Source organism: Odoribacter laneus YIT 12061 (assembly GCF_000243215.1).
Lineage (GTDB): Bacteria > Bacteroidota > Bacteroidia > Bacteroidales > Marinifilaceae > Culturomica > Culturomica lanea.
In genome coordinates, this window is the sequence record NZ_JH594598.1 from 16357 (window position 1) to 42163 (window position 25807).

The window sequence follows — 25807 nt, forward strand, 5'->3', positions numbered from 1 at the left end:
AAATTTATATTAAAAATTTAAATTAGTCACCTCTATGGCAAAGCAAAAGTATGAAAAAATATCAAAAAAACTACTTTCAATAAAAAATATTATACAATTAATCCTACCCTACAAGAATGTCGAATGTTTAAATCTTTTAGGCCTTATTTGATCTCTAATTTAAACTTAATCATTCTCTCTGCTTCAGCTACGGCTTTCTCAATTCCGGCAGGTTCTGAACCGCCTGCCGTAGCGAAAAAGGGCTGCCCACCACCACCGCCCTTGATCTCCCGGGCGGCTTCTTTTACAATCTGACCGGCATGCAGGCCGAATTCTTTTACCAAAGTGTCGCTGATCAGTACGGTCAAATGAGGTTTCCCATTGTTCACCCCTCCTATCACTAAAATTATTTTTTCATATTCCCCTTTTAGCTGAAAAGCCAGGTCTTTTACCCGCGGTTGTGGTAAAGGCATAACCTTAAACATCATATTTATCCCTTTCTCCACTACAATTTCATTTTTCACACGGTCTTTCAGGATTTTCAGACTTTCCTCCTCAAATTTTTCCAAGTCTTTTTTCAATCCTTCGTTTTCCTGCAATAAAGCGGTGATATTTTCTATGACATTCCGGTTCGACTTAAACATTTTTTCAATTTCTCCCACCAAAGCAAAGCTATTGACAATATATTCCTCCGCTTTATCCGCCGTGATGGCTTCAATTCTCCTCACCCCTGCCGATACAGAACTTTCACTCATAATCTTAAAAAAACCAATCTGTCCGGTTGCCCGCACATGGGTTCCCCCGCAAAGTTCGATAGAATCCCCGTATTTGATAACCCGGACCAAATCTCCGTATTTCTCTCCAAAAATAGCAATGGCTCCCATCTTCTGGGCTTCCGTCATAGGGATAGACCGGAATTCCTCCAGTGTCAGATTTTGCCGTATCAAGCGGTTGACAATAGCGGCCACTCTACGAAGTTCCTCCTCGGTCACTTTCTGGAAATGAGAAAAGTCAAACCGTAAACGCTCTTCACCTACATAAGAACCCTTTTGTTCGACATGAGCACCCAAAACCTCTCTCAAAGCGTGGTCCAGCAAATGAGTCGCCGTATGATTATTGGCAATTAATTCCCTTCTGTGGGCATCGACTTGAGCCATAAAACTCTGTGTCAAATCGGCAGGCAGTTGCTCGGTCACATGAATGGTCAGCCCATTTTCTTTTTTTGTGTCAATAACCCGGATTTTTTCCTCTTTTCCACACAGCCAACCCGTATCTCCGACCTGGCCACCTCCTTCCCCATAAAATGGGGTGATATTGAATACGATATGATAGAGTACTTTCCCTTTACTCATTACTTTCCGGTAACGAGCGATTTTAACTTCCATTCCGGTATAATCATATCCGACAAACTCCTGTTCATCATCGTTCAGCAATTCGATCCAATCATCGGTATTAACCGTCGCCGCCGAACGGGAACGGGCTTTCTGAGCTTCCAGTTCAGCTTTAAATTCCCGGCGATTCACAACCAAGCCATGCTCCCTTAAAATCAATTCGGTCAAATCCAAAGGGAAACCATAGGTATCGTACAATTCAAAAGCCACATTTCCCGGAACCGTCAGAAAATCCTCCGATTTCGTCGTGGCAATAATACGGTCCAAAAGCTTAATTCCTTTATCCAAAGTCCGCAGGAAAGCATTTTCCTCTTCCCGAATTACTTTTTCAATCAATTCCTGTTGTGTACTCAATTCCGGATAATGTTTTCCCATCACCTCTATCAACACGGGCACCAAACGATACATAAAAGCATCTTTCTGATCCAGATAGGTGTAAGCATAACGTACAGCTCTCCGCAAAATACGGCGAATGACATATCCGGCTTTGACATTAGAAGGCAGCTGTCCATCCGTAATGGAAAAAGCTATTGTCCGCAAATGGTCGGCCACTACCCGCATGGCAATGTCTGTCTCCTCTCCCTCCCCGTATTTTAGACCGCTCAGGGCGGCTATTTTATCAATAATCGGCGTGAATACATCGGTATCGTAATTGGAAGTCTTTCCCTGCACTGCCATACAAAGCCGCTCAAATCCCATACCCGTATCCACATGGGTGTGGGGCAGATTCTCCAAGCTTCCATCTGCCTTACGGTTAAACTGCATAAATACCAGATTCCAAATCTCAATGACCAGAGGATTATCTTTATTGACTAATTCCCTCCCCGGCTTCAATTTACGTTCTTCTTCCGGCCTTAAATCAATATGCAACTCCGAACAGGGACCACAAGGGCCCATATCTCCCATTTCCCAAAAATTATCTTTTTTATTCCCATACAAAATACGATCTTCCGGCAGATAACGCAACCAAAATTTACGGGCATCTTCATCGGCTTCCAAACCGTCTTCTTTATCCCCCTCAAAAACAGTAGCATAAAGCCGGTCTTTTTCCAGATGCATTACCTCGGTAAGAAACTCCCAAGCATAAGCGATGGCTTCTTCTTTAAAGTAATCCCCGAAGGACCAGTTCCCCAACATCTCAAACATCGTATGATGGTAAGTATCATGTCCTACTTCTTCCAAATCGTTATGTTTTCCGGAAACCCTCAGACATTTTTGAGAATCGGCCACCCGTTTGTATTTAGTGTTCACATTTCCCAATATGATATCTTTAAACTGATTCATTCCTGCATTGGTAAACATCAATGTAGGATCGTCCTTGATAACCATCGGAGCCGAAGGTACAATGGTATGCGATTTACTTTTAAAAAAATCGAGAAATTTCTGTCTGATTTCTGCAGATTTCATTTTTATTATATATTTTGTGTTTATATTTTTTAAATATACTTTATTTCCAGCACAATGCCCTCTCAACAAGGTTGCAAAATTAGTTTATTTCTTTAACTTTGCATCGGAAAACTTTAATTTTATAAAGCTAATGCGAAAAACAGGATATCGATTTAACCCCGAAACACTGTCTTACGATAAAATAGAGATTACATGGCGTAAAAAATTATGGGTATTTACCAAAAAACTATTTTCTACCCTCTCTTTAGCTGTCATTATCTTTTTTATTTTTGCCGCATTCATTGACTCTCCCAAAGAAAAAGCACTGAAACGGGAAAAAGAGGAAATTCTGGCTCAATATCGGCTTCTCAGCAAGGAAGTGGAAAAACTGGACGGAATATTGAAAAATCTGGAATCCAGAGACGACAATATTTACCGGGTGATTTTTGAGACGGAGCCCATCGATGCTTCTATCCGCAGGGCTGGCTCCGGAGGGGTAAATAAATACGAACATCTGAAAGATTTAAAAGATGCCGACCTGATCATCGGAACAAGTAAAAAGCTCGATGAATTGTCGAAAGCCCTTTATATTCAAAGTAAATCTTATGATGAAGTAGAAGCTTTGGCAAAAGATAAGCTAAAAATGATGGCTTCTATCCCGGCCATTATTCCGATTTCTTTAAAAGATCCGCGGAATCGGGTATCTTCTGCCTTTGGCTATCGGATGCATCCCTTTTATAAAACAGTAAAATTGCATGCCGGTATGGACTTTTCCGGAGCTATGGGGACTCCGATCCACGCTACCGGAGACGGGAAAGTCATCGCAGCCGAAATACAGAGAGGTTATGGAAAATGTGTAGTCATCGACCATGGTTTCAGTTATAAAACTCTATACGGGCATCTGAGTAAATACAATGTAAAAGTAGGACAAAAAGTAAAGCGAGGAGATATTATTGCCTATATGGGCAATACCGGAATGTCTTTCGGGCCGCACGTCCATTATGAAGTGAAGAAAAATGACCGGCCCGTAGATCCCATCAACTACTATTTCAATGATCTGACGCCGGACGAATACGAAGAGCTGGTAGCCAAAGCCAACAACACAGGTCAGACAATGGATTAATCTTCAGGAGCTTTAATCACCATAAAAGATACTATTTTCAGATGGACTCAGAGAAACCGACCTTAAAAGTATATTATTCTATCGGAGAAGTTGCCAAAATGTTTAACGTCAATACTTCTCTGATCCGATTTTGGGAAAAGGAATTCGACATCATAAATCCCCATAAAAATAAAAAGGGAAACAGACAATTCACCCGAACGGATGTGGATAATTTCCATCTTATTTATCATCTGGTCAAAGAAAAAGGAATGACGCTTAAAGGGGCCCAGCTGAAGCTCAGCGAAAGCAAAGCCGAAACAGAAGCGAATTTTGAAGTAGTCAAGCGCCTGAAAGCCATTAAAGAAGAACTCATTCAAATCAAAGAACAACTTTCAGCAAAAAACTAAATATACTTTACTTTTATAGCCCTATTAGTTGGTATTACGAAACATTCTCTATGCAAGTAAAAGATCTGACTTCAGTAATTGAAGAGTTCGCACCCTTAAGTCTTCAGGAAGATTACGACAATGCGGGACTCATCTGCGGACATCCGGAAAATGAAGTATCTTCCGTACTCCTCTGTACCGATGTAACAGAAGATGTAGTAGAAGAAGCGATTGCCGGTAATCACAACCTGGTGATCAGTCATCATCCACTCAGCATCAAAGCCCTTAAGAACCTGGTTCCCGACAACTGGATCAAACGCTGTTTTATCAAAGCGATTAAAAACGATATCAATATTTACGCCGCTCATACCAATATGGACGCCGTTATCAACGGCGTAAGCGGAAAAATGGCCGATAAGCTGGAACTCATTGAGCGGGAAATTCTCCAACCGGCAGGTAAATTATACACCTTCTGTTTTTATACGCCTATGGAAGAAGCAGAGAGGGTAAGGGCTGCTTTACTGGATGCCGGAGCCGGAGCCATCGGAAATTACAGCCATTGTTCTTTCAATACGCAAGGATCCGGCACTTTTTTACCCGGAGAAAATACACATCCTTTTTGTGGCGAACGGGGAGAATTACATACAGAAACGGAAATTAAAACGGAAATTACAGTCCCGGAACAGCTGCTTTCTTCTTGTATCCGCCTTTTAAACGAAGTTCACCCCTACGAAGAACCGGTTTGCAATATCATACCTTTAGAAAACCAGAATCCTGTCACCGGTTTTGGAATCATCGGGGAATTAGAGCAAGCGGTAAATACCCACGAATTTTTGCAAAGAGTAAAAAGTATTTTTCACTGTGGTATTATCCGTCACAGCCCGATTTGTAAACCTGAAGTAAAAAGAGTAGCTGTTTGCGGAGGGTCGGGAGCCTTTCTTTCCCAAAAAGCGATGCAGGCAGCTGCCGACATATATATTTCGGGAGATTTTAAATACCACGACTTTTTTATGACAGAAAACCGAATGATTTTAGCCGATATCGGGCATTATGAAAGTGAACAATATACAAAAGAAATTTTTTATGAGTTAGTTACAAAAAAAATATCTAAATTTGCGGTTCAGTTTTCTAAGATCAATACAAATCCGATAAATTATTTATAATATATGGCAAACAACAACGAAAAACTGCAAGAATTGACAATCGAAGAGAAATTGCAGCACCTGTACGAATTACAACGTATCGATACAGAAATTGATAAAATCCGTACATTAAGAGGTGAACTTCCTTTGGAAGTACAGGATTTGGAAGACGAGCTTGCCGGTTTGGAAACCCGCCTTGAAAATCTGAAAACGGAAATCAGCGAAGCAGAAAAAAGTGTCAGTCAGAAAAAACTGGAAATTTCGAAATCAGAAGAGCTGATAAAAAAATATAGCGACCAGCTGGACAATGTCCGGAACAACCGCGAATACGATGCTTTAAGCAAAGAAATTGAATTCCAAAAACTGGAAATTGAATTGCAACAAAAGCGAATCCGGGAAGCACTGAAAACGAAATCTGAAAAAGAGGAAGCACTGGAAATTTCTTCCCAACAATACGAAGAAAAGAAAGCAGACCTGGAGGCTAAAAAAGCGGAATTGGATGATATTATTGCCGAAACTCATAAAGACGAAGAGGACCTGATCAAAAAGTCGGAACAATTATCTCAAAATATAGAAGAACGCCTATTGACAGCATATAAACGCATCCGGGCGAATGCTCGTAATGGTTTGGCTGTAGTAACTGTAGACAGGGATGCATGCGGCGGTTGCTTCAACAATATCCCTCCCCAACGGCAATTAGACATTCGTTCCCGCAAAAAAATCATCGTCTGTGAATATTGCGGCCGGATCCTCATTGACAAATATATTTGTGATTACGACGGAAGTATGCAGAAAGCAGACTTGGAAACAGCCTTAGAAGCCCAAAAGAAAAAAGGAAGAAGAATCAAAAAATCCGACGAATAAAAAAAGGCTGCTCAGGCAGCTTTTTTTAATGAGAAAATCTGAAAACGAAGAAAGATATACATTTCCCGTTTTCTGTTTTCTAATTTTTAACTATCAAATTTTCAAATTCACACCATGATTGCGACGAATTACAATCCGAAAGAAAGCGAAGAGAAGTGGTATCAGTACTGGATGGAACATAAATTTTTCCATTCGGAAGTAGATAACAGCAGAGAACCTTACTGCATCGTCATCCCGCCTCCCAACGTCACCGGAGTACTTCACATGGGACATATGCTGAACAATACCATTCAGGACGCATTGATTCGCCGGGCCCGTTTACAAGGGAAAAATGCTTGCTGGGTACCCGGAACAGACCACGCTTCCATTTCCACGGAAGCCAAAGTCGTCGCAAAACTGAAAAGTGAAGGAATCAACAAACGGGATATCAGCCGGGAAGAATTTTTGAAATATGCCTGGGAATGGACACATAAATACGGAGGCATTATCCTGCAACAATTAAAACGGCTGGGAGCTTCCTGCGACTGGGACCGAACGTGTTTTACAATGGACGAACCCCGTTCTAAAAGCGTTATCAAGGTCTTTGTCGATCTCTATAATAAAGGTTATATTTATAAAGGAGTACGGATGGTCAACTGGGATCCGGCTGCCCAAACCGCCATTTCCGACGAAGAAGTAATCTACAAAGAAGAAAAGAGTAAACTCTATTATCTGAGATATAAAATCGTCGGTGAAGAAGATTATATTACGATAGCGACAACCCGACCGGAAACCATATTAGGAGACTCTGCCGTATGCGTAAATCCCAACGATCCGCGTTTCACTCATCTGGCCGGGAAGAGATGTATTGTACCGCTGGTAAACCGGGAAATTCCGATTATACAGGATGAATATGTAGATATGGAATTCGGAACCGGAGCATTGAAAATTACGCCGGCTCACGACATTAACGACTACGAAATCGGATATAAACATCAACTGGAGACTATCGATATTTTTAACGATGATGGAACGATGAGCGAAGCCGCTCAATTTTTTATCGGACACGACCGCTTTGAAGTGCGGAAAGAAATCATTCCGGAATTGGAAAAAGCAGGGAATCTGGTAAAAATCGAGGACTACGACAATAAAGTAGGCTATTCCGAGCGCACCCATGTTGTCATCGAGCCAAAGCTATCCATGCAGTGGTTTGTAAAAATGAAAGCATTGGCACAACCGGCTCTGGAAGCTGTCATGAACGACGAAGTAATTCTCATACCGGCAAAATATAAAAATACCTATCGCTACTGGATGGAGAACGTAAAAGATTGGTGTATTAGCCGGCAACTCTGGTGGGGACACCGGATTCCGGTTTATTACTTGCCGGGAGGTCATGATTATGTGGTAGCGGAAACCCCCGAGGAAGCCCTTAAACAGGTAAAAGAAAAATTCGGGAAAGACCTAACCGCCGATCAGTTGCGTCAGGATGAAGATTGCCTGGACACTTGGTTTTCTTCCTGGTTATGGCCGATCTCCGTTTTCGACGGAATCAATCACCCGGATAACGCCGATATTAACTATTATTACCCAACCAATGATTTGGTTTCCGGCCCGGATATTCTATTCTTCTGGATTGCCCGTATGATTATTGCCGGCTATGAATACCGGAAACAGAAACCTTTTACAAATGTTTACCTGACGGGAATCGTACGGGATAAATTACATCGGAAGATGTCAAAATCTCTGGGCAATTCTCCGGACCCGCTGGAATTAATCGATAAATACGGAGCCGACGGCGTTCGGGTAGGTATGCTGCTTTGTTCACCCGCCGGAGGAGATTTGCTATTTGACGAAAGTTTACCCGAACAAGGACGTAATTTTACGACTAAAATCTGGAACGCATTCCGTTTAGTAAAATCGTGGGATACAGCCGAAATACCGCAACCTCTTCATTCCAAATTGGCTTTAGAATGGTTTGAAAATACTTTACACAAACTCAAGGAAACCCTGAACACCCAATTTGAACAATACCGGATCTCCGAAGCGTTGATGACCATTTATACCGGATTCCGGGATGAATTCTCCTCCTGGTTGCTGGAAATCATTAAACCCGGTTATGCACAACCGATTGACCGGCAAACGTACGAAAAGACGATCCGCTTGTTCGAAGAATTGCTGCAGTTATTACATCCCTTTATGCCCTTTATCACGGAAGAAATCTGGCAAAACCTGCGGGAAAGACAAGCGGGCGAAAGTATTATGGTTTCTCTCCTCCCTGCGGATACAAAATACGATGCCCCCTTACTAAGCGATTTTGAATATGTAAAAGACATCATCGTCGGAATCCGGAATGTCCGCAAGCAAAACAATATAGCTTTCAAAGATAGTTTGGAGTTGAAAATAAAGCAAAACAACCGTTATCCAGCTGCTTTCGAAAGTATTATTTGTAAAATGGGAAATATCAGCGATGCGGAAATAATAACAGAACCCTTAAAGGGAGCCTGGAGCTTTATTGTCGATACCGTAGAATACTTTATTCCCGCGACAAGCCAGGTAGATACAGCGGAACTAAAAGCAAAATTACAAGAAGAACTGAAGTATACCCAAGGCTTTTTAAAATCTGTGATCGCTAAACTCAGCAATGAACGTTTTGTCAACGGCGCTCCGGCACAGGTCGTTGCTAACGAACGTAAGAAACAATCGGATGCAGAAGCTAAGATCAAAGCTATCGAAACTCAACTGGCAGAACTCCAGTAAAAAACGGAGGTAAAGCAGGGATATTCCCGAAATAACAAAAAACCGGGCAAACTCGCAAGGAGTTTGTCCGGTTTATGTGTTCGAGTATCCCTTCGAAACTAGTTTAAAATGCCTTTTAAGCTTCCGTCCCCCCCCATCTGTCTCGTGTCAGTTTATTTCTACCCGAAACGCTGTCTTCTCAAAAACAAAGTTTTACTTTCGGACAGATGCTCTATTCCGGTAATTTTCCTTACGTCTTGACCTTCAAACCGGTGTTTCCGCTTATTCTGACTTCAAGGAAGCCGGCGTTTTTAACGCCTTTTCTATTTCTAAAATCAGTTTTTGAAAAGACGTCTCATCATCTCCTTCTCCCGCATAAAGAATCTTTCCATCCCGGTCTATGATGAAATTCCGGGGAATAATAGCTGTAGCAAACTGAGCATAAATTTTCCGGTCCGGATCCATTCCCATAGGAAAAGTATGTCCTCTTTTCTCGCGAAAAGCTTTGATTTTTTCATAACTGTCCTGACGGGAGATGGGTAAAAAAACAAAATTTTTTCCTTGAAAACGATCGATAATGTCGGTTTGTACACGAGCCAATTCACGTATACAATCAGGGCACCAAGTCGCCCAGAAATTCAATAACACAACTTTTCCTCTCAAATCCTTCATCTGTATCGTCTGTCCGTCAAACATTTTTACTTCAAAATCCGGCACAGTCATTCCCGTTTTTACCAAAGTTTCCGCTTTCTGGGCAAAGGTCATTCCGCTTATCGCAGCGAATAACAAAACAAATATTACTTTTTTCATATCCTTTTTCTTTTATAAAAACACATCCACCAAACAAAGATAAAATTAAATTCATTTGAATGCGTAAAAAGTTTAAGGGGAAAGAAAGAAAATATTTTCATCCCTTTTAATTAACTTTCCTTTTTCAGGCTTATTGATTCTCCCATTTTTATATTGTAAGTTTACCTGCTGAAAAATACAGTAAAATGAAATACAATCTAAACGATAAACCCGGTATTTTCCCGATGTTTATGTATGGGCTACAGTGGTGGATTGTCTCGATTCCCTGTGTAGTCATTATGGGCATTATTGTCGCCCAATTACATTCGACTGATGCCAGCGGACAAATTTTCTATATGCAAAAATTGTTCGGCGTAATGGGTATTGCCATGACGGCCCAAGTTCTCTGGGGACATCGGCTTCCGATTATTATCGGGCCGGCATCTGTACTGCTCATCGGAATTTTAGCTGCTATTTCCGTGGGCACAGCAGCCATTTACACCGCTATTTTCGTATGTGGAATTTTTGTAGCCCTTTTAGCTTTTTGCGGACTTCTCTCCCATCTGCAAGCCATTTTCACTCCCCGTATCATTATTGTAATCCTTTGTCTGATTGCTTTCACCCTAGCGCCGGTCATTCTCCAATTGATCTTTACAAATACAGGTTCAGCCTCCTTTCAATTATTTTTTGCCCTTTTACTGGCTTTTGGCATGATCCTCGCCAACCGTTTACTCCGGGGCATCTGGAAATCGACTGTCGTCCTTTGCGGCATCCTGGCAGGCAGCTTTATTTATTACAGCATAGAAGGATTTCCGCTTCTTCCTTCCCTCATCCCCCTTCCTGCTACAGAAACTCATTTCTGGCTTTGGCCCCTGCATTTCGACGGAGGAGTTATTCTTTCTTTCTTCTTTTGCTTTATCGCCTTAATCGTGAATGAACTGGGTTCCATACAAGCCGTAGGCCAGATGATCGGAGCAGACAACATGGAAAAACGAACGACCCGGGGAGTCGGATTTATCGGATTATCGAATATATTGTCAGGAATCTGCGGCATTATCGGACCGGTGGATTACTCCATGAGCCCTGGTATTATCGCCGCAACCGGCTGTGCTTCCCGTTATACCCTTATTCCTGCCGGCTTAGGTCTCGTCATTTGTGCTTTCTTTCCCGGTTTTATCCAAATATTGAACTGCATCCCTGGAGTCGTTATGGGAAGCGTATTACTTTATTTAATGTCCTCACAGCTTTCTGCCGGACTGCAAATGCTTTCCCGCAGCAAAGCGGTGTCCGATTTCAATAGCGGTATCATTATCGGATTTCCGCTTATGGTCGCTTTGATGCTGGCATTTGTTCCGCACGAAGTGATTGACCGGATCCCTGCTTTTATCCGGCCTATCGTAGGAAACGGATTTGTAATGGGCGTAATCTTTGTACTCCTGCTGGAACACATTATCTTAAAAAGTCCCAAACAGGAAAAAGGATAAAAATCTAAAAGTTCAAAAATTCCAGAACATAAACGCAAAGATAAACCAAGCGGAGGTAAACAAAATTAAGCCGAAAAGGGGAAATATCGTATTCTACGAAATCTCTACCTCCCATAAACAGTTCCGAAGGTCCACACAACCATTTTTTTTAAAACGAACCCCTTCCCGTTTCAACAGCTCACGTTGTTCCGGCCAATGCGGCACGATACGTCCTCCACTATCCACTACCCGATGGCAGGGAAGTTGCAACACAGGCGGAACTTCAGCCAATGCTTTCCCTACCCGGCGGGCACATTGAGGCTGTCCGATCAATCTCGCAATCCAACCGTAGGTACACACCCTGCCAAACGGAATTTGCCGGACAATACTGTATACATCTTCATAAAAAGCCTCTTTATCTATGCTCATTCCTCTCTTAGTTTTTATAAATAGACAGAAAGCCTGAACGAAAAAGAAAGGAGAAATTTTTATCATAAAAATTCTCCCTGATCTCTCCTTTCTTTTTCAAAATCGAAACAAAAATACCGAATATTCCGATATTATACACTTTTCCACCCCTCCTTAAAAGTTCTCTTTCCGCCTAAACAGAATATACAATCAAAACTTTTAAGTCAACTTTCTTTTTTCTATCTTTCGAAAAAATAAAACTTATGCAAGCGATTTATTTTTATGAAGGAGCCATCGGCCGTTATGGTATACAAGAAACGGATGGACAATTAACCCGCCTGTGGGTAGGCGATCGTATCGCTTTCGTACCTCAGCAGCCGGAAAGAATAGAAACGCCTTTACTCCGGGAGGCAAAAGCTCAATTAGAGGCTTATTTCGAAAGACGCCTGCAAAAATTCAGTTTACCTCTTTTCCTCCAAGGGACAGCCTTCCAATTAAAAGTTTGGAAATTACTCCAGGATATCCCTTATGGAGAAATCACTACCTACGGAGAAATAGCAGCCCTTAGTGGTAATCCGAAAGCCTGCCGGGCTGTCGGCAGAACCAATGGACAAAATCCCCTGCCTATCTTCATTCCCTGCCACCGGGTAGTCGGAAGTGGGAAAAAACTGGTCGGTTATACAGGTGGGTTAGACATAAAAATAAAACTCTTAGAAATAGAAGGAGTTTTATAAAAATCACCCGAAGATTTTCACTTTTAATTTGAATCTTTCCTTATTCCAATATATAGTGTTTGGAAAGAGCTGTAAATTCTCTGACCTGTTCCTCTATCCATGCTTGGTTATATCCCAGTTCCCGAGCTATGATCCGGGCTACTTCAGGGGCAATCTCTACGGCAACACGGGCATCCAGAAATAACAAACGTACCCGACGAGCCAGAATATCCTCTACGGTTAAAGCCATTTCTTCCCGGATGGCCCAGACGACCTCGGCTACGGTATAATTATATTTCGGATGCAATTTTTCAGCCATTGCCGGATCAGAGGCCATTAAAGCCTTAAGCGCCGGTATGTCGGATCCATAAATATACAAATGATCCTTTAAATCGGGATTCAGTTGATAGCCATGAATTTTAAAATCTTTCGTTACACATTTTCGTTTCTCCAGTAATCCTAAATCAATAGCCTTGTCAATAGTATCTTCGGCCATTTTCCGATAGGTCGTCCATTTACCTCCTGTAATCGTCACCATTTTATTCCTGGAAACAAAAATTTTGTGGCTACGGGAAATCTCCTTTGTACTTTTCCCTTCTTTTTTAGGAGCAGCCAAGGGACGCAGACCGGCAAAAACCGAAAAGACATCCTTTCTTTCCGGTTTACGTTTCATATACCGTCCAGCAGTATTCAATATAAATTCGATTTCTTTTTCCAAAGCCTGCGGTTCTAATTCGGGTTTTTCCCTTACGGTATCGGTTGTACCGACCACCACTTTATCATGCCAGGGCACTGCAAAAAGGACCCGTCCGTCATCCGTTTTCGGAATCATAATGGCATAATCACTTTGTAAAAAAGACCGATCCAACACCAGATGTACCCCCTGACTAGGCTTTACCATATGTTCATGCGTAGGAACGTCCATTTCCATTATGCTATCGACAAAAATTCCCGTCGCGTTGATGACAGCTTTGGCTTTCACCTCATACAACTGTCCCGACAATAAATCTTTGACTTTTACTCCGGCGGCAACGCCTGCGGCATTGTGCAATATCCCGACCACCCGCATCCGGTTGAGGGGACAGCCCCCTTTTTCCACACAAGACTGTGCCAAATTGATGGCCAAACGCGAATCGTCAAATTGACCGTCATGGTACACTACCCCTCCTTTCAACCCCTTTTCCTGGACTATCGGCAAATACTCCACCGTTTTCTTGGAAGAAATATATTTGGAACGTCCGAAACTCAAACGTCCGGCTAAAATATCATAAACAGTAAGTCCGACAGTATATAAAAAATTATCCCAATGACGATAATTCGGAATCAAAAAACACTGGTCTTTTACCAAATGCGGAGCATTCTTTTTCAATAAACCTCTTTCATGAAGCGCTTCCAGTACCAAAGGGACATCTCCCTGTGCCAAATAACGAACTCCGCCATGTACTAATTTTGTACTTCTACTGGAAGTAGCTTTAGCGAAATCTTCCCATTCAAACAGAGCAACGCTATAGCCTCTTGTCGCGGCATCTACAGCACATCCAAGACCTGTTGCGCCCCCACCGACAATCACAACATCCCAGGTCTTAGTTGTATCGGAAATCTGTTTTATTAATTCATTTCGTTTCATTCCTCTTTCAAAATTTTGTTTCCCCTTTTTTACACCTCATAAATCAAAACTTTTATTACATCTGATTTATCGTTTTATACGCATCAAAATTTCAAAAGTTATCTTTCTGTATTTCGTTTCAAAACCCCTATCATTCTTCCGGAATTTTCCTTATACCTCAAAAATAATCCGTATCTTTGTACCGGTCTAAGAGATATTATTAGCATGACATTAGCAGAACGACATAATACCATACTTGAACTTCTCAAACAAAGAGGTTCTATTCTGGTCTCGGATCTGGCAGAAATACTGAAAGTATCCTCGGTTACGATTCGAAAGGATCTGACCTTACTGGAAGAAAAGAAAATGCTTTACCGTACTCACGGAAGTGCAATTTTGATTAATCCTTACATCAACGACAGAAATGTCAGTGAAAAAGAAAAATTAAATCCAGAGGAAAAACAAGCCATTGGCAAAGCCGCCGCTTCCCTCATTATCCCTGACGATTCAATTATCATCGCTTCTGGAACGACTATGTTTTTTTTGGCCCGGGAAATCAGACCCAGCGATCATTTAACAGTCATTACCTCTTCTATTAATGTCACCTCCATCCTGGCTCGCCAGCATAACATAGACATCATACAATTGGGAGGATTGGTGCGCAACAGCTCTGTTTCTGTAGTCAGTGAATATGCTGTAAAAATGTTGGAGAATTTTTCCTGCAGTAAACTTTTTATCGGAGTGGATGGCATCGACCCCACTTACGGCCTAACCACTACTAATTTATTGGAAGCCAGTCTGAACCGAGCTATGATACAGGCGGCCCAGAAAACCATCGTCCTGACAGATTCCTCCAAGTTCGGTCGCAGAGGTTTCGGAAAAATATGCGGTTTGGAAGCAATCGATCAGATCATTACGGACGACAAAGTGTCGCCCCTCATTGTCAAAGACTTGGAAGAAAGAGGAATAGAAATCACTATCGCTCCCCAACTCCATAAAACCCAAGATTCCATATAAGAAATTCCAGTAGAACTCCTATTCTTGGTCAAACTATTTATTCCCTCACTTTACAAACCGCTGCCTCTAAAAACAGGAAGTTGACAGAAGGGGTAAAGCTATCCTTCCGTTTCAGCATATAACTTCTCAATAAAAAAATACAACAGAGAGTGGAAAACTAAAAATGAGATGTCCGATTTCCCAGACATCTCATTCCGTACAACAATTATTAGCGATACTTACTAATTAAAAAATACCTGTACTCTGGCAGAAAGAAAATTAAAATCTTCTTTTCCATTCAAAGCATGCTTATCCAAATGTACATAATTGTAATTCAAACGCAGGCGGATAAACTTCTTCCAATAATAGTTACATCCCAAAGTAAGTTGTTGCTGTTCGCCTCCATAAATAGCTGAATCAGAATTATTCAGATCCAGACAAGAATAACGGACGGCAAATTCCAGTGTGCCGGGTTTCGGTAATTCCAGACGAGCCCAAGAAGTAGCATATTCATAACCGCTTCCGATAGCAATAAACCCCACTTGCCCATAAGCCCCCCAGGCTTTGTACTTCTCCAGATTATCTTTCCGGTCTACCTGTGCGTAAAAATACTCACTTTGCAAACTAAAATGTCCCAACGCACCTATCAATTCCCCAGCTACTTTTACAGAGTTATTCGCATCGGTTACTACTGCATTTACAAACTTAGTAGAATTCACCATGCTCCCGACATTAGCTCCGTAAGTAATCGAACGGGAAGCCGAACCGTCTTTATTAGCATCCGGCGTCCGAAAGGTGGCTGCAACCCCTACATGCAGGATCTGTCCTTCTTTTTTGAACGGATTATATACAAAACGACCGGTAAAAGCATAACCGTCATTTCCTTTATAATCCAATTTCTGATCGAAATGCGTATCTCCGAAAATACCTCCGGCATACCAGAAATTCTTCGACCAACCGATGTATTCCAAACCCAGTTTACGTCCCGGAGCAAAAGCCTCAGTCACACAACCGGCATTGATAAAACGGATATTACCGGAACTTTCCATATAATCCAAACCGAAAGGTTCTGCAAAATGTCCCAGCCTTACATAAGAGTTTTTCTTAAAATCATATTCAATGAACACATCTTTCAGCGAAACAGTCTTCTTGGCAAAACCGATATCGATTTTACCTACAAACTTTTCATATTTACCGCTGACTCCCAAACGGATGTCACTGATAGTAGCACCACTTCCCAGATGAGTTTTATCTTTAAAGAATGCCGAACCATCAAAATAGACGCGACCATTAAAAGAGCCCTGCAATTTTTCAGGCAAAGCCTGCCCGAATGTTAATGTCGCAGACAATAACATTGCGGATACAATTCCTAATTTTTTCACAGTATTACCCTTGTAGAAATCAGTATCCTATCACCGCTTTATCCTCTTTTGCATTGGTTGCATTTTTCTTTACGCCCCATTCACCGGTTACGTATTTGTAATTCCCTTCCGGAACGTCGTTGCTATATACCGTAATGGCTCTCGGGTCATTTTCCCAATATTGTTTTACGGTCTTGTTATCCATTTCCTTCTCAATTTTCTGATCATCCGGATTTACGATCAGTTTCAGCCCGACGGAAGTATTCATCATCTCCATATCTCCACGACTGTTACCACCTGTAAATAAAGGTTTTGCCTTGATAAAAGTATTCACGACTTCTGCTTTACCATTATCCTGAGATACCGGATATACCAATTGGTCTGTTACAATACCATCAGCAGTTACCAGCGACTTTACACCAAGAATACGGTCTTCAGGAATTCCCAGTTGCTCAGCACAAAATCTTTGATACAACAATTCCGGAGAAGCGGAAACAATCCAGATTTCAAAATCGTAATCTTTCAAATTCGCTAACAACTGTTTCATTTCAGGATACATTTTATTCTGATATTTTTCCTGAAACATATTATTCCCAATCTCCTGAATTTCTTCCGCCGTCAAACCAGACAAAAATCTCACCCGGTTCTGAACAAAATCAACTCCTACATTATTCCCATGCAACAATTGATCTACGATTTTCATCTTTTCTTTGGATTTCTTGTCGGTTTTACCAGCATAATTTTTCTGAGCAAAATCATATAATGCTTCGTCTGCCAAATAATAAGGAACCTGTCCAAAAAGCGTTCCGTCACAATCAAATACAGCGACTTTACGTGTTTTCATCGGAACAGTTGAATCAAAAAACGCTTCCAGTTTATCATTTACCTCATCCGAAAAACCTTTAATCGGTTTAAAGGTAAAAGTTTGGGCTTCTACAAACATGAGGGAAGCCAAGACGAACGTTAAAGTCATCGTCAAAACACATTGAATTCTTACAAACGTTTTCATAAATTTTGGTTTTTAATTAATTTAATGATAATTCGTAAATTTCTCTCAAATAGTTACAAAACTTACTATAATTAGACAGCTTTTTTTTAAAATATGCACAAATAGATACAAGCAGCCACTCCAGCTCCGACAATCGGCCCAAAAACCGGTACCCAGCTATATCCCCAGCCACTTGTACCTTTGCCTTTAATAGGCAACAGATAATGAGCGATGCGGGGTGGCAAATCCCGGGCAGGGTTAATGGCGTAGCCGGTAGCTCCTCCCAACGACATTCCGATGGCCATAATCAGAAAGGTAACCGGAAAAGCACCTAATGTACCCAATCCTATCTCCGGTGCATTTTCCCGTACAGTCAGCATTAGAAGGACAAATACCAACAAAAAAGCACCCACCGTTTCACAAAAAAAGTTCCGCGGTTTATTCATGATAGCAGGCATGGTACAAAAAGTTGCCAGTTTTAAATCCGGATCTTCGGTGGCATCATAATGATCCTTGTAAAACAGGTAGACCAGTACGGCACCGACAAAGCCCCCTAGCAACTGTGCTGCAATATAGCCGGGCACGTACGTCCAAGAGAACGCACCAGCTAATGCCAGTCCGATAGAAACGGCAGGATTCAAATGAGCACCGGAATAAGGCCCGGCAATAAATACGCCGCACATCACAGCAAATCCCCAAGCCATCGTCACAACGACCCAACCGCCGTTGTATCCTTTCGACCCTTTCAGAATATTAGAAGCAACTACACCATCTCCCAAAAGAATCAGAATAGCTGTTCCGATAAATTCAAAAAGGCATTTTGTAAATAAGGAGGTTTCCATATTCTAAAAATTAAATCAATAATTACTCAATACCCGGCGAACAGCATTATTCCAGCCATTCTTAGCCCGTTCGATATCTTCCGCTTTCCCGGAGGGATCAAAACGTCTATCCATTTTCCACTGCTTTTTAATATCTTCTATGCTGGACCAATATCCGACCGCTAACCCTGCCAGATAAGCAGCCCCCAAAGCGGTAGTTTCAATCACCTGAGGACGGATGACAGGAGTGTTCAGTATATCCGCTTGAAACTGCATCAGTAAATTATTGCAAGCTGCACCTCCATCTACCTTCAGTTCTTTCAACGGCAAACCGGAATCTTTGACCATAGCATTCACAATATCCATGGTTTGAAAAGCAATACCTTCCAAGGCAGCCCGGGCAATATGAGCAGCTGTCGTTCCCCGGCTAATACCGGAAATAGCCCCTCTGGCATACTGGTCCCACCAGGGAGCAGCCAAACCTGTCAGGGCCGGAACAAAATAAACCCCATTGGTATCCGGAACACTCGCAGCAAGAGCTTCGACTTCAGCAGAAGAGCTGATAACCTTCAATCCATCCCGCAACCATTGTACCACAGATCCTCCGACAAAAATACTTCCCTCCAGGGCGTAATTCACCTTATTACCAATTTTCCAGGCAATTGTCGTGATCAGATTATTTTCAGAAACAATCGGCTTTTCACCACTATTCATCAATAAAAAACAGCCTGTCCCATACGTATTCTTAACCATTCCGGGTTCTATACACATCTGTCCGAATAAGGCAGCCTGCTGATCTCCGGCAATACCGGCAATGGGCACTTTGTGTGCAAATAAAGTAGTTTTAGTATGCCCATATATTTCACTGGAAGATTTGACTTCAGGCATCATAGACAACGGAATATCAAACAACTTCAGTAACTCCTCATCCCACTGTAAGGTATGTATATTAAACAACATCGTACGGGAAGCATTTGTTACATCCGTTACATGAACTTCTCCCCGGGTCAAGCGCCAGATCAACCATGTATCTACCGTTCCGAAAAGTAACTTTCCCTTTTCAGCTCTCTCCCGGGCCCCCGGTACATTGTCCAAAATCCATTTGACTTTCGTAGCGCTGAAATAGGCATCAATGATCAAACCGGTCTTCTCCCGGATAAAATCAGTTTTCCCTTCCGCTTTCAAACTATCACAATAAGCTGAAGTCCTTCTGTCCTGCCAAACAATTGCATTGTAAATCGGCTCTTCTGTTTCCCTATCCCACACAATCGTCGTTTCACGCTGATTAGTAATCCCAATACCTGCAATATTCAACCCATTAATATCAATACTAGCTATTGCCTCTGCAATAACAGAGGCTTGGGAAGACCAGATTTCATGAGGATCATGCTCTACCCATCCGGAATGAGGAAATTGTTGACGAAATTCTTTCTGGGCAACCGAGCAGATTTCTCCTTTCTCATCAAACACGATTGCCCGAGAGCTACTGGTTCCCTGATCTAACGATAAAATATATTGTTTCATAGCATGGAAAATTATATGATCATTACCTAAAATAAACTAAAATTAAGTACGCATTTCAGACCTAAAACGTTTCCGTTTTTTACATTTCGTTTCGAAGAGCATTACTTTCTTAATCGAAACAAATTTAAATTAAAATATTTCACTTCAAAAATAAATCGCTGTTTTTTTTACGATTATTTTTTGAAAAAAGAAGCATTCGAAATCTCTATTCTCTATCTTCCAATGCTTTTGCAAGAATAGAAATGGGATGTTCACAGGGTTTAGAGGTGGACATTTCAATTTGCCATTTACAGGTCTCACAATCTGTTACCACATAATCGATATCACAAGCTTCGATCTGTTTAAACAAAGATTCTCCGATATTCTGGGACGTTTTATAATTTTCTTTTTTAAAACCATAGGTTCCGGCAATACCGCAACACTGGGAATCCAAAACAGTCAATTCGATATTCGGTATCAATTTCAAAAGTTCTATAGAATAATAGGCCCAGCCTAATTTTTCCAAATGACAAGGAGTGTGATAAGCAACTTTTATCTTTGTATTTTTTTTGAAATTCAGTTTGATCTCTTTCTGACTTAACAGGCGATAAATATAACGTGTAGCCAGCTCGATATGATCCCGTACATCTGCATTCTGAATACCCAACAAATGCGGATATTCGTCCCGGATAGTAAAGGCACAGGTAGAGGAAGTAGCGATGACGGGTATCTGTTTATCTACTACAGACTCCCGGATAGAACTGATATTTTGCGCTGCCTGTTTTTGCGCCTGATGAATAAATCCATTGGAAATTAAAGCGACCCCACAGCATTTTTCTTTTTTCAATAATTGTACGCCTACCCCCATGGCATTCATGACTTTCACCAAATCTTTTCCTAAGGGAGGATTATTATAATTCACATAGCAACCGTGAAAATAGCTCACTTGTTGCGGAAAACAGGCCTGCTTTTCTGCTTGTTTTTTATACCAGCTTTCGAATGTTCCGAAAGCATATTTAGGAAAAGTACGCCTGTGGTCAATCTGCATTACCCCGTCCAGAATCGCCTTTACCGGCTTTAACCCCAAAGTAGCATTCACAACAGGAGCAAAAGGAGTCGATAAAGTTCCTACCAAATCCGTATTAGCCAGTATAAAATCCCGGACTTTCGGCTTTTTCTTACTATATTTGATGCGGGCCATCTGAATAATATCCCCAATACGGACATTGGAGGGACAAGCCACTTCGCAACGTTTACAATTGATACAATACTTCAGAGCCTCATCGTAAAAATCAGGTCGCTTCAAACGAAGCCGTTCTCCGTCCGGGCCTGCTTGCTTGGGCCCGGGATAATCCGGATTCACAGCAGCTACCGGACAATACACCGTACAAACGGTACATTTGATACATTGTTCAAAATTATTATCGCTGATATTATGTTGTTGAAGATTCATGACTTTCTTATTTACTTAAAATTCGTTCTGCTACAGACAACGCACTCAAAACCGAAACCCCGGCACCACAACCTTCCTTCATCGCATTAAAACCTTCCAGCACTGCTCCGGCCACATATAAATTCTCAAAAGCTTGCCCCCGATACATCGCCCGGAAGCTGTCATCTGTTTTCACCCCAAAAGTCTGATAAGGCTGAGCCGCAAACAAATCCAAGTTATACCATTGTTCCCGATCTTTCGAAAACGAAACATCCAGATCAAAAACAGGTTCATATATTCTTTCAGAAGTTGCGATCAATCCCTGACTAAAAAAACTTCCTGTTGCCAATACGACATTTTTTCCCACGAAAGGAATATCTCCATGGTTATAGGAATACACCCGCACCACTTTTCTTCCTTCTTTTTCTGCCCGAAGCACCGTATCTCCCAGCATATACACCCCTCCAAGGTGCTGGAAATATTTCCGCAATTGCTGCTGGGTATGTATGCCCGGGACGGAAGGCGGCAGAGTCGGCAACAAACAGATCGTTTTTCCGACTTTCTCCTGCAGTTGTTCCACTACATCATCCTGTCCCAAGCCCACAATAGCAGGCAGTATAATAGCTTCTGCCTCCCCGCTTTCCGTTTTCAGCAAACGAATCAGTTCCTCCAGATTCTCCTGCTTATCAAAAAGCCGCGCAATATTGGTGGATCTCATTTCTGTCGGATTTTTCCGTATACATTCCAAAACCGGAAAATTAAAGGAATGAATACTGCTTTCAGTTCCCATTTTTCGGAATTCATCGGCAATAAATTGTGTATAAAAATCCAAAAATCCGAGGACATTAAATATGGCTATCTTCTTCCAAGGCAGGTGGGAATCGCTTTCACAAGCCAACAGGTCTTTCAATGTCAGCCAAGTGGGTTTCAAATTACCCATAGGAGTCACCCGATAGTGATTTGCTTTCTCCTCCCCCTTTACAGCTATGCCGGCTTCCAGCAACAACTCCCGGGCAAGAACGGCCAGTTCGCCAAATTTTTCTTTCCCCAATTTAGCATAAGGATGCAAGGGCTGTTGGCGGATTAATTCCTCCACTCCCGCTAAAGGATTTCGGACGGGAGTACCGTCGGGTAAAGCATTCAACAGATCGAAAGAACCGGAAGAAAAATGCAATGCACTTTGGCCGGCGGAGATAACTACGCATCTTTGCCCTTCTTTAGACAATCGTATACCACAAAGCAGTCCGGCTAAGCCCCCGCCGACAATAATCGTATCGAATTTCATATTACTCTTCTTGTTTTTGAGCTAATGTTAAACCACATACCCCTTCGTATACCCAAGCGATATATTCATTTTCACGTAAAGTATCTCCCCAGGCAATAGGAGCCATTCCCTTCCACCTCTCATTCAGGAAAGAAGCCAAATCCTCTTTTGCCCTGCGCGTACAATATTTATGCATACTACTCATCAATCCGGCAGCCCGGCAGGCACATAATTCTCCCTGACAGGTTCCCATCCCCACACGCGTACGTCTCCTTAGATCTACCAGATTATTGACATCCAGTTCATTCAAGGCATATTTCACTTCTCCCACAGAGACTTCTTCACATTCACAAACCAAACTGGTATCTAAAGAAGATGTATCTGACAATTTTTCGGCCCGATCGCCATGACGATAAATAGTAGAATTCCGCTGTGCTAAAGGGACAGAGATCATCTTTTTCTCCACTACTTCCGTTGTCTCCCGGGAACCAGGCAATTTTTCCGTTGCTGTCGTACAAACGGCATTCACATTCAATTTTTTACAAATCAAATCGGTTGTCCATTCGGCCATTAACCGGTATGTCATCAGCTTTCCGCCTGTAATGGTGATAAAACCTTCCAATCCGTCCCTGACAGCATGATCCAACAAAACAATCCCGCGGCTCACCGTGCGTCCACTCGGATCGTCCTCAGAAGCCACCAAAGGCCGTACGCCGGCATAAGCCCTCAAAATCCGAGTCTGCGCCAATTGAGGTGATAATTTTTCACCTTCCTGCAAAAGCAAATCCACCTCTTTAGCCGTCACCAACATATGGTCAATTTCTTCAAAAGGGATCTGCGTAGAAGTAGTACCAATCAGAGAAATCGTATCTCCAGGTACCAGAATATCGGCATCAGCGGGTTTACGACAACGGTTCAACACCATATTATTGACACGATGGCCAAAAATCAACAAAGCCCCTTTGGCAGGCAACATATTGATGGTGATACCCGCCAAATTGGCGATATTATGTCCCCATATTCCTCCGGCATTTACCACAACCGAAGCATAATAAGTAGTCTTTTCCTTTGTTTTATGATCCCATACCTTCACTCCAACAATGCGATCCTGCTCCCGTAATAATTCTGTTACCTCCTGATAGGTCAGCACTTTCGCCCCATGATCTTTTGCATCTATAATATTGGAAGCGGTCAGACGGAAGGGATCCACAGAACCGTCAGGGACCCTCACGGCCCCGATAATAGCGGAATTAGCAGAAGGTTCTAACAAAAGCGCCTCCCGGGGATCAATGACATCGGCCCGGATTCCCGCCTCACGGCAAGCCTTTACAAAAAGAGCCTGGTATTGAATATCATCTTCCGGTAAACTCAGAAATAAACCGTCCGTTTCTTCTACACAATGGCTGGCAATTTTTCGGAGTATCTTATTTTCCTCAATACACTCGCGGGCAGATTCCGGATCCGTTACAGCATAACGGGCCCCGCTATGCAACAAGCCATGATTCCGGCCCGTCGCTCCCGTAGAAATATCAAACCTCTCTATCAAAAGTACCTGAAGTCCCCTACGAGAACAATCCCTAGCCACCCCAGCTCCGGTAGCTCCCCCGCCAATTATGATTACATCATATGATTTCCTTATATCGTCCTGTTTCATTTATGATGAAGATTTTATTTTCAAACACAAAGAAAGAAATAAAATGAAATAATTCAAAATAAAAACGAAACTTTTTCACCTAAAAACGAAATAAAATGAAATATCAATTCTTTAAAAAGAGGGAAAATAAAGCTAAATGCCCGGATTGTTAAGAATTCGGATTGCTAAAAAACGGGGAAGTTTAACAGAAAAGTGTTTTTCTTGTAAACCCTTGAGGGAATCGTGAGCTTCAACCGAAAAAATCATCCTGACTGAGCCAACAGGTTATAGTTAGTCCGGTATATCACTTCTCCTTTACGCTACCAGATTCATTTTCAAGGTTCACGCCTCTTTAAAGGCATCTGTTGCGACAAACGCAGACAGCTGACGACAGCCGCTACAGCAGCAAATCCGATTCCTACAAACAAACTGGCAAACGTATGTGGCTGAGCATTCGTCAAATTGAACAAAAGAGCTACCAAGGTAGCGCCCAAGGTCTGCCCCAGTAAACGGGCCGTTCCGATCATACCGCTGGCTCCCCCACTCCGGTTTGCCGGAGCAGCAGAAATAATCGTACTGTTATTAGGTGTCTGAAACAAACCGAATCCGGCCCCGCATACAAACATACGCCAGATAATATCGGCATCCGGAGGGTCCGAAGGTAAGGCCGTGAGAGCATACAATCCTGCTGCAAAGACCAACATGCCCACACAGCCCAACAAACCTGCATGAATCTTCTCCACCAAATAACCGGCTAAAGGAGCTGTGAAGAGAGTTGCAACCGGCCAAGGTGTTAATAGTAATCCAGTAGCGACTTCACTACGTCCCCACATATTCTGCAACAAAAAAGGCAATGAAACCAATGCCAGCATCTGAGCCGTAAAAGAACAGATGGAAGTTCCCACCGAAAGGGCAAAAATGGGAATTCGCATCAAATCCACAGGAAGTAAAGGAGCTTCTTGTTTTAACTGCCGGCGAATATAAAATACTCCCACAACCACCAATAAAACCAATTGTAAGATAAGATAATCCATACGTTCATGATGAGCAAACCCCTCCATGGAATAAATCAACAAGCCAAAAGTAAGCGCATTAGCAACAGCACTTATCTTATCGAATTTACGATACTGCCGTTCTTCCCGTTTGGGTAAAAACCGCTGCCCCATTCCCCAAGCCAGTAAACCTAAAGGGATATTGATGGCGAATAGCCAATGCCAGCTTCCTAAAGAAAGTATAGCACTGGCTACGGAGGGCCCGGCTACAGCCGAAACAGCAACCACCATAGCATTGATGCCCATCCCCCTCCCTAAATACTTGCGGGGGTATATGGTCCGCAGCTGAGCCGTATTGACGCTGGTAATAGCCGCTGCCCCAAAGCCTTGCAAAACCCGAGCCACCGTCAACATCCAAAAAGAACGGGAAAGTGCACAAATCAAAGAAGTTACACAAAACACAGCCACTCCAGAAAGAAATACCCGCCGATAACCGTAAATATCACCTAAAGAAGAAAAAGAGAGCAAAGAAACAGTTATTGCCAATTGGTATGCATTCATCACCCATATTGTGGTAGAAGGAGTGGTTCCGAATTCCCGGGAAAGCGTAGGTAAAACAATGTTGACGATGTTTGCGTCCAGCACAGACATAACCAATGCTAAAGAAGCTGCCATAACTGCCCATATTCGCTGAGGATTGGGTAATCCATCCCTCTCTTCAGTTGCGATGACAGGATTTTGAAACATCTCTTTTCTGCTTTAAAATAATCCCGGCAAAAATACAATTTTGATCGGTAAACTCCCGGCTATCCGTCAAGCATTTCCCTTACTTTTCCTGAATTTAACTTAATTTTATAAGCAAATCCTAACGAG

Annotated in this window: 20 protein-coding genes; 8 read left to right on the forward strand and 12 right to left on the reverse strand. The window is 42.2% G+C overall.

The features are described 5' to 3' along the window. Positions 1-143: 143 nt before the first annotated feature. The gene (alaS, locus tag HMPREF9449_RS14290; RefSeq protein WP_009137980.1) at positions 144-2777 is read right to left on the reverse strand and encodes an alanine--tRNA ligase; all 2634 of its coding nucleotides are present in this window, start codon (positions 2775-2777) and stop codon (positions 144-146) included. Between the two features lie 130 nt (positions 2778-2907). On the opposite strand from alaS, the gene HMPREF9449_RS14295 reads away from it, so the two are divergent. From HMPREF9449_RS14295 to HMPREF9449_RS14315, 5 genes are all read left to right on the forward strand, one after another. Next, positions 2908-3879 (forward strand): M23 family metallopeptidase, encoded by a 972-nt coding sequence (locus HMPREF9449_RS14295; RefSeq protein WP_009137981.1) that lies wholly within the window; start codon positions 2908-2910, stop codon positions 3877-3879. Positions 3880-3920: 41 nt separating this feature from the next. Further along, complete coding sequence (locus HMPREF9449_RS14300; protein ID WP_009137982.1) at positions 3921-4265, forward strand: MerR family transcriptional regulator; 345 nt, start codon at positions 3921-3923, stop codon at positions 4263-4265. Between the two features lie 50 nt (positions 4266-4315). Further along, positions 4316-5407, forward strand: coding sequence for a Nif3-like dinuclear metal center hexameric protein (locus tag HMPREF9449_RS14305; RefSeq protein ID WP_009137983.1), 1092 nt, complete (start codon positions 4316-4318; stop codon positions 5405-5407). A 3-nt stretch (positions 5408-5410) separates the two neighbouring features. Next, a complete protein-coding gene (locus HMPREF9449_RS14310; protein ID WP_009137984.1) occupies positions 5411-6250 on the forward strand; it encodes a zinc ribbon domain-containing protein in 840 nt (279 codons plus the stop codon). Between the two features lie 114 nt (positions 6251-6364). Beyond that, positions 6365-8986, forward strand: coding sequence for a valine--tRNA ligase (locus HMPREF9449_RS14315; RefSeq protein WP_009137985.1), 2622 nt, complete (start codon positions 6365-6367; stop codon positions 8984-8986). A 261-nt stretch (positions 8987-9247) separates the two neighbouring features. On the opposite strand, the gene HMPREF9449_RS14320 is transcribed toward HMPREF9449_RS14315, so the two are convergent. Next, positions 9248-9775 (reverse strand): peroxiredoxin family protein, encoded by a 528-nt coding sequence (locus HMPREF9449_RS14320; protein WP_009137986.1) that lies wholly within the window; start codon positions 9773-9775, stop codon positions 9248-9250. A gap of 185 nt (positions 9776-9960) precedes the next feature. Between HMPREF9449_RS14320 and HMPREF9449_RS14325 the strand changes: the two genes are divergently transcribed. Beyond that, positions 9961-11238, forward strand: coding sequence for a uracil-xanthine permease family protein (locus HMPREF9449_RS14325; RefSeq protein WP_009137987.1), 1278 nt, complete (start codon positions 9961-9963; stop codon positions 11236-11238). Positions 11239-11331: 93 nt separating this feature from the next. Here HMPREF9449_RS14325 and HMPREF9449_RS14330 read toward each other — a convergent pair whose 3' ends face one another. Next, positions 11332-11640 carry an MGMT family protein gene (locus HMPREF9449_RS14330; protein ID WP_040612113.1) on the reverse strand — a complete coding sequence of 103 codons (309 nt, stop codon included), beginning with the start codon at positions 11638-11640 and terminating at the stop codon, positions 11332-11334. A gap of 248 nt (positions 11641-11888) precedes the next feature. On the opposite strand from HMPREF9449_RS14330, the gene HMPREF9449_RS14335 reads away from it, so the two are divergent. Continuing rightward, positions 11889-12359, forward strand: a complete 471-nt coding sequence (locus tag HMPREF9449_RS14335) for a methylated-DNA--[protein]-cysteine S-methyltransferase (protein WP_009137989.1) — start codon at positions 11889-11891, stop codon at positions 12357-12359. Between the two features lie 40 nt (positions 12360-12399). On the opposite strand, the gene HMPREF9449_RS14340 is transcribed toward HMPREF9449_RS14335, so the two are convergent. Continuing rightward, a complete protein-coding gene (locus HMPREF9449_RS14340) occupies positions 12400-13965 on the reverse strand; it encodes a glycerol-3-phosphate dehydrogenase/oxidase (protein WP_009137990.1) in 1566 nt (521 codons plus the stop codon). A 204-nt stretch (positions 13966-14169) separates the two neighbouring features. On the opposite strand from HMPREF9449_RS14340, the gene HMPREF9449_RS14345 reads away from it, so the two are divergent. After that, positions 14170-14961 carry a DeoR/GlpR family DNA-binding transcription regulator gene (locus HMPREF9449_RS14345; protein WP_009137991.1) on the forward strand — a complete coding sequence of 264 codons (792 nt, stop codon included), beginning with the start codon at positions 14170-14172 and terminating at the stop codon, positions 14959-14961. Positions 14962-15182: 221 nt separating this feature from the next. Here the strand turns inward: HMPREF9449_RS14345 and HMPREF9449_RS14350 are convergent, their stop codons facing one another. From HMPREF9449_RS14350 to HMPREF9449_RS14385, 8 genes are all read right to left on the reverse strand, one after another. Continuing rightward, the gene (locus tag HMPREF9449_RS14350) at positions 15183-16322 is read right to left on the reverse strand and encodes an OprO/OprP family phosphate-selective porin (RefSeq protein ID WP_009137992.1); all 1140 of its coding nucleotides are present in this window, start codon (positions 16320-16322) and stop codon (positions 15183-15185) included. A 19-nt stretch (positions 16323-16341) separates the two neighbouring features. Next, positions 16342-17310 carry an HAD family hydrolase gene (locus tag HMPREF9449_RS14355; protein ID WP_009137993.1) on the reverse strand — a complete coding sequence of 323 codons (969 nt, stop codon included), beginning with the start codon at positions 17308-17310 and terminating at the stop codon, positions 16342-16344. A gap of 86 nt (positions 17311-17396) precedes the next feature. Beyond that, positions 17397-18131 carry an MIP/aquaporin family protein gene (locus HMPREF9449_RS14360; RefSeq protein ID WP_009137994.1) on the reverse strand — a complete coding sequence of 245 codons (735 nt, stop codon included), beginning with the start codon at positions 18129-18131 and terminating at the stop codon, positions 17397-17399. Positions 18132-18146: 15 nt separating this feature from the next. After that, positions 18147-19634 (reverse strand): glycerol kinase GlpK, encoded by a 1488-nt coding sequence (gene glpK, locus HMPREF9449_RS14365; RefSeq protein WP_009137995.1) that lies wholly within the window; start codon positions 19632-19634, stop codon positions 18147-18149. Positions 19635-19839: 205 nt separating this feature from the next. Beyond that, positions 19840-21066 (reverse strand): anaerobic glycerol-3-phosphate dehydrogenase subunit GlpC, encoded by a 1227-nt coding sequence (glpC, locus tag HMPREF9449_RS14370; RefSeq protein WP_009137996.1) that lies wholly within the window; start codon positions 21064-21066, stop codon positions 19840-19842. Positions 21067-21073: 7 nt separating this feature from the next. Next, entirely contained in the window at positions 21074-22330 is a 1257-nt protein-coding gene (glpB, locus tag HMPREF9449_RS14375; protein ID WP_009137997.1) for a glycerol-3-phosphate dehydrogenase subunit GlpB, read from the reverse strand. Between the two features lies 1 nt (position 22331). After that, on the reverse strand, positions 22332-23963 hold the full coding sequence (gene glpA / locus HMPREF9449_RS14380) for an anaerobic glycerol-3-phosphate dehydrogenase subunit A (RefSeq protein WP_009137998.1): 1632 nt from the start codon (positions 23961-23963) through the stop codon (positions 22332-22334). A gap of 314 nt (positions 23964-24277) precedes the next feature. Then, complete coding sequence (locus HMPREF9449_RS14385; protein WP_009137999.1) at positions 24278-25681, reverse strand: MFS transporter; 1404 nt, start codon at positions 25679-25681, stop codon at positions 24278-24280. Positions 25682-25807 lie beyond the last annotated feature (126 nt).

Coding starts and splice junctions, on each gene's coding strand:
- glpB (WP_009137997.1), bottom strand. CDS start 22,330: ATGAAATTCGATACGATTATTGTCGGCGGGGGCTTAGCCGGACTGCTT.
- alaS (WP_009137980.1), bottom strand. CDS start 2,777: ATGAAATCTGCAGAAATCAGACAGAAATTTCTCGATTTTTTTAAAAGT.
- HMPREF9449_RS14300 (WP_009137982.1), top strand. CDS start 3,921: ATGGACTCAGAGAAACCGACCTTAAAAGTATATTATTCTATCGGAGAA.
- HMPREF9449_RS14335 (WP_009137989.1), top strand. CDS start 11,889: ATGCAAGCGATTTATTTTTATGAAGGAGCCATCGGCCGTTATGGTATA.
- HMPREF9449_RS14355 (WP_009137993.1), bottom strand. CDS start 17,310: ATGAAAACGTTTGTAAGAATTCAATGTGTTTTGACGATGACTTTAACG.
- glpC (WP_009137996.1), bottom strand. CDS start 21,066: ATGAATCTTCAACAACATAATATCAGCGATAATAATTTTGAACAATGT.
- HMPREF9449_RS14360 (WP_009137994.1), bottom strand. CDS start 18,131: ATGGAAACCTCCTTATTTACAAAATGCCTTTTTGAATTTATCGGAACA.
- HMPREF9449_RS14340 (WP_009137990.1), bottom strand. CDS start 13,965: ATGAAACGAAATGAATTAATAAAACAGATTTCCGATACAACTAAGACC.
- HMPREF9449_RS14295 (WP_009137981.1), top strand. CDS start 2,908: ATGCGAAAAACAGGATATCGATTTAACCCCGAAACACTGTCTTACGAT.
- HMPREF9449_RS14385 (WP_009137999.1), bottom strand. CDS start 25,681: ATGTTTCAAAATCCTGTCATCGCAACTGAAGAGAGGGATGGATTACCC.
- HMPREF9449_RS14315 (WP_009137985.1), top strand. CDS start 6,365: ATGATTGCGACGAATTACAATCCGAAAGAAAGCGAAGAGAAGTGGTAT.
- glpK (WP_009137995.1), bottom strand. CDS start 19,634: ATGAAACAATATATTTTATCGTTAGATCAGGGAACCAGTAGCTCTCGG.
- HMPREF9449_RS14325 (WP_009137987.1), top strand. CDS start 9,961: ATGAAATACAATCTAAACGATAAACCCGGTATTTTCCCGATGTTTATG.
- HMPREF9449_RS14310 (WP_009137984.1), top strand. CDS start 5,411: ATGGCAAACAACAACGAAAAACTGCAAGAATTGACAATCGAAGAGAAA.
- HMPREF9449_RS14320 (WP_009137986.1), bottom strand. CDS start 9,775: ATGAAAAAAGTAATATTTGTTTTGTTATTCGCTGCGATAAGCGGAATG.
- HMPREF9449_RS14345 (WP_009137991.1), top strand. CDS start 14,170: ATGACATTAGCAGAACGACATAATACCATACTTGAACTTCTCAAACAA.
- HMPREF9449_RS14305 (WP_009137983.1), top strand. CDS start 4,316: ATGCAAGTAAAAGATCTGACTTCAGTAATTGAAGAGTTCGCACCCTTA.
- glpA (WP_009137998.1), bottom strand. CDS start 23,963: ATGAAACAGGACGATATAAGGAAATCATATGATGTAATCATAATTGGC.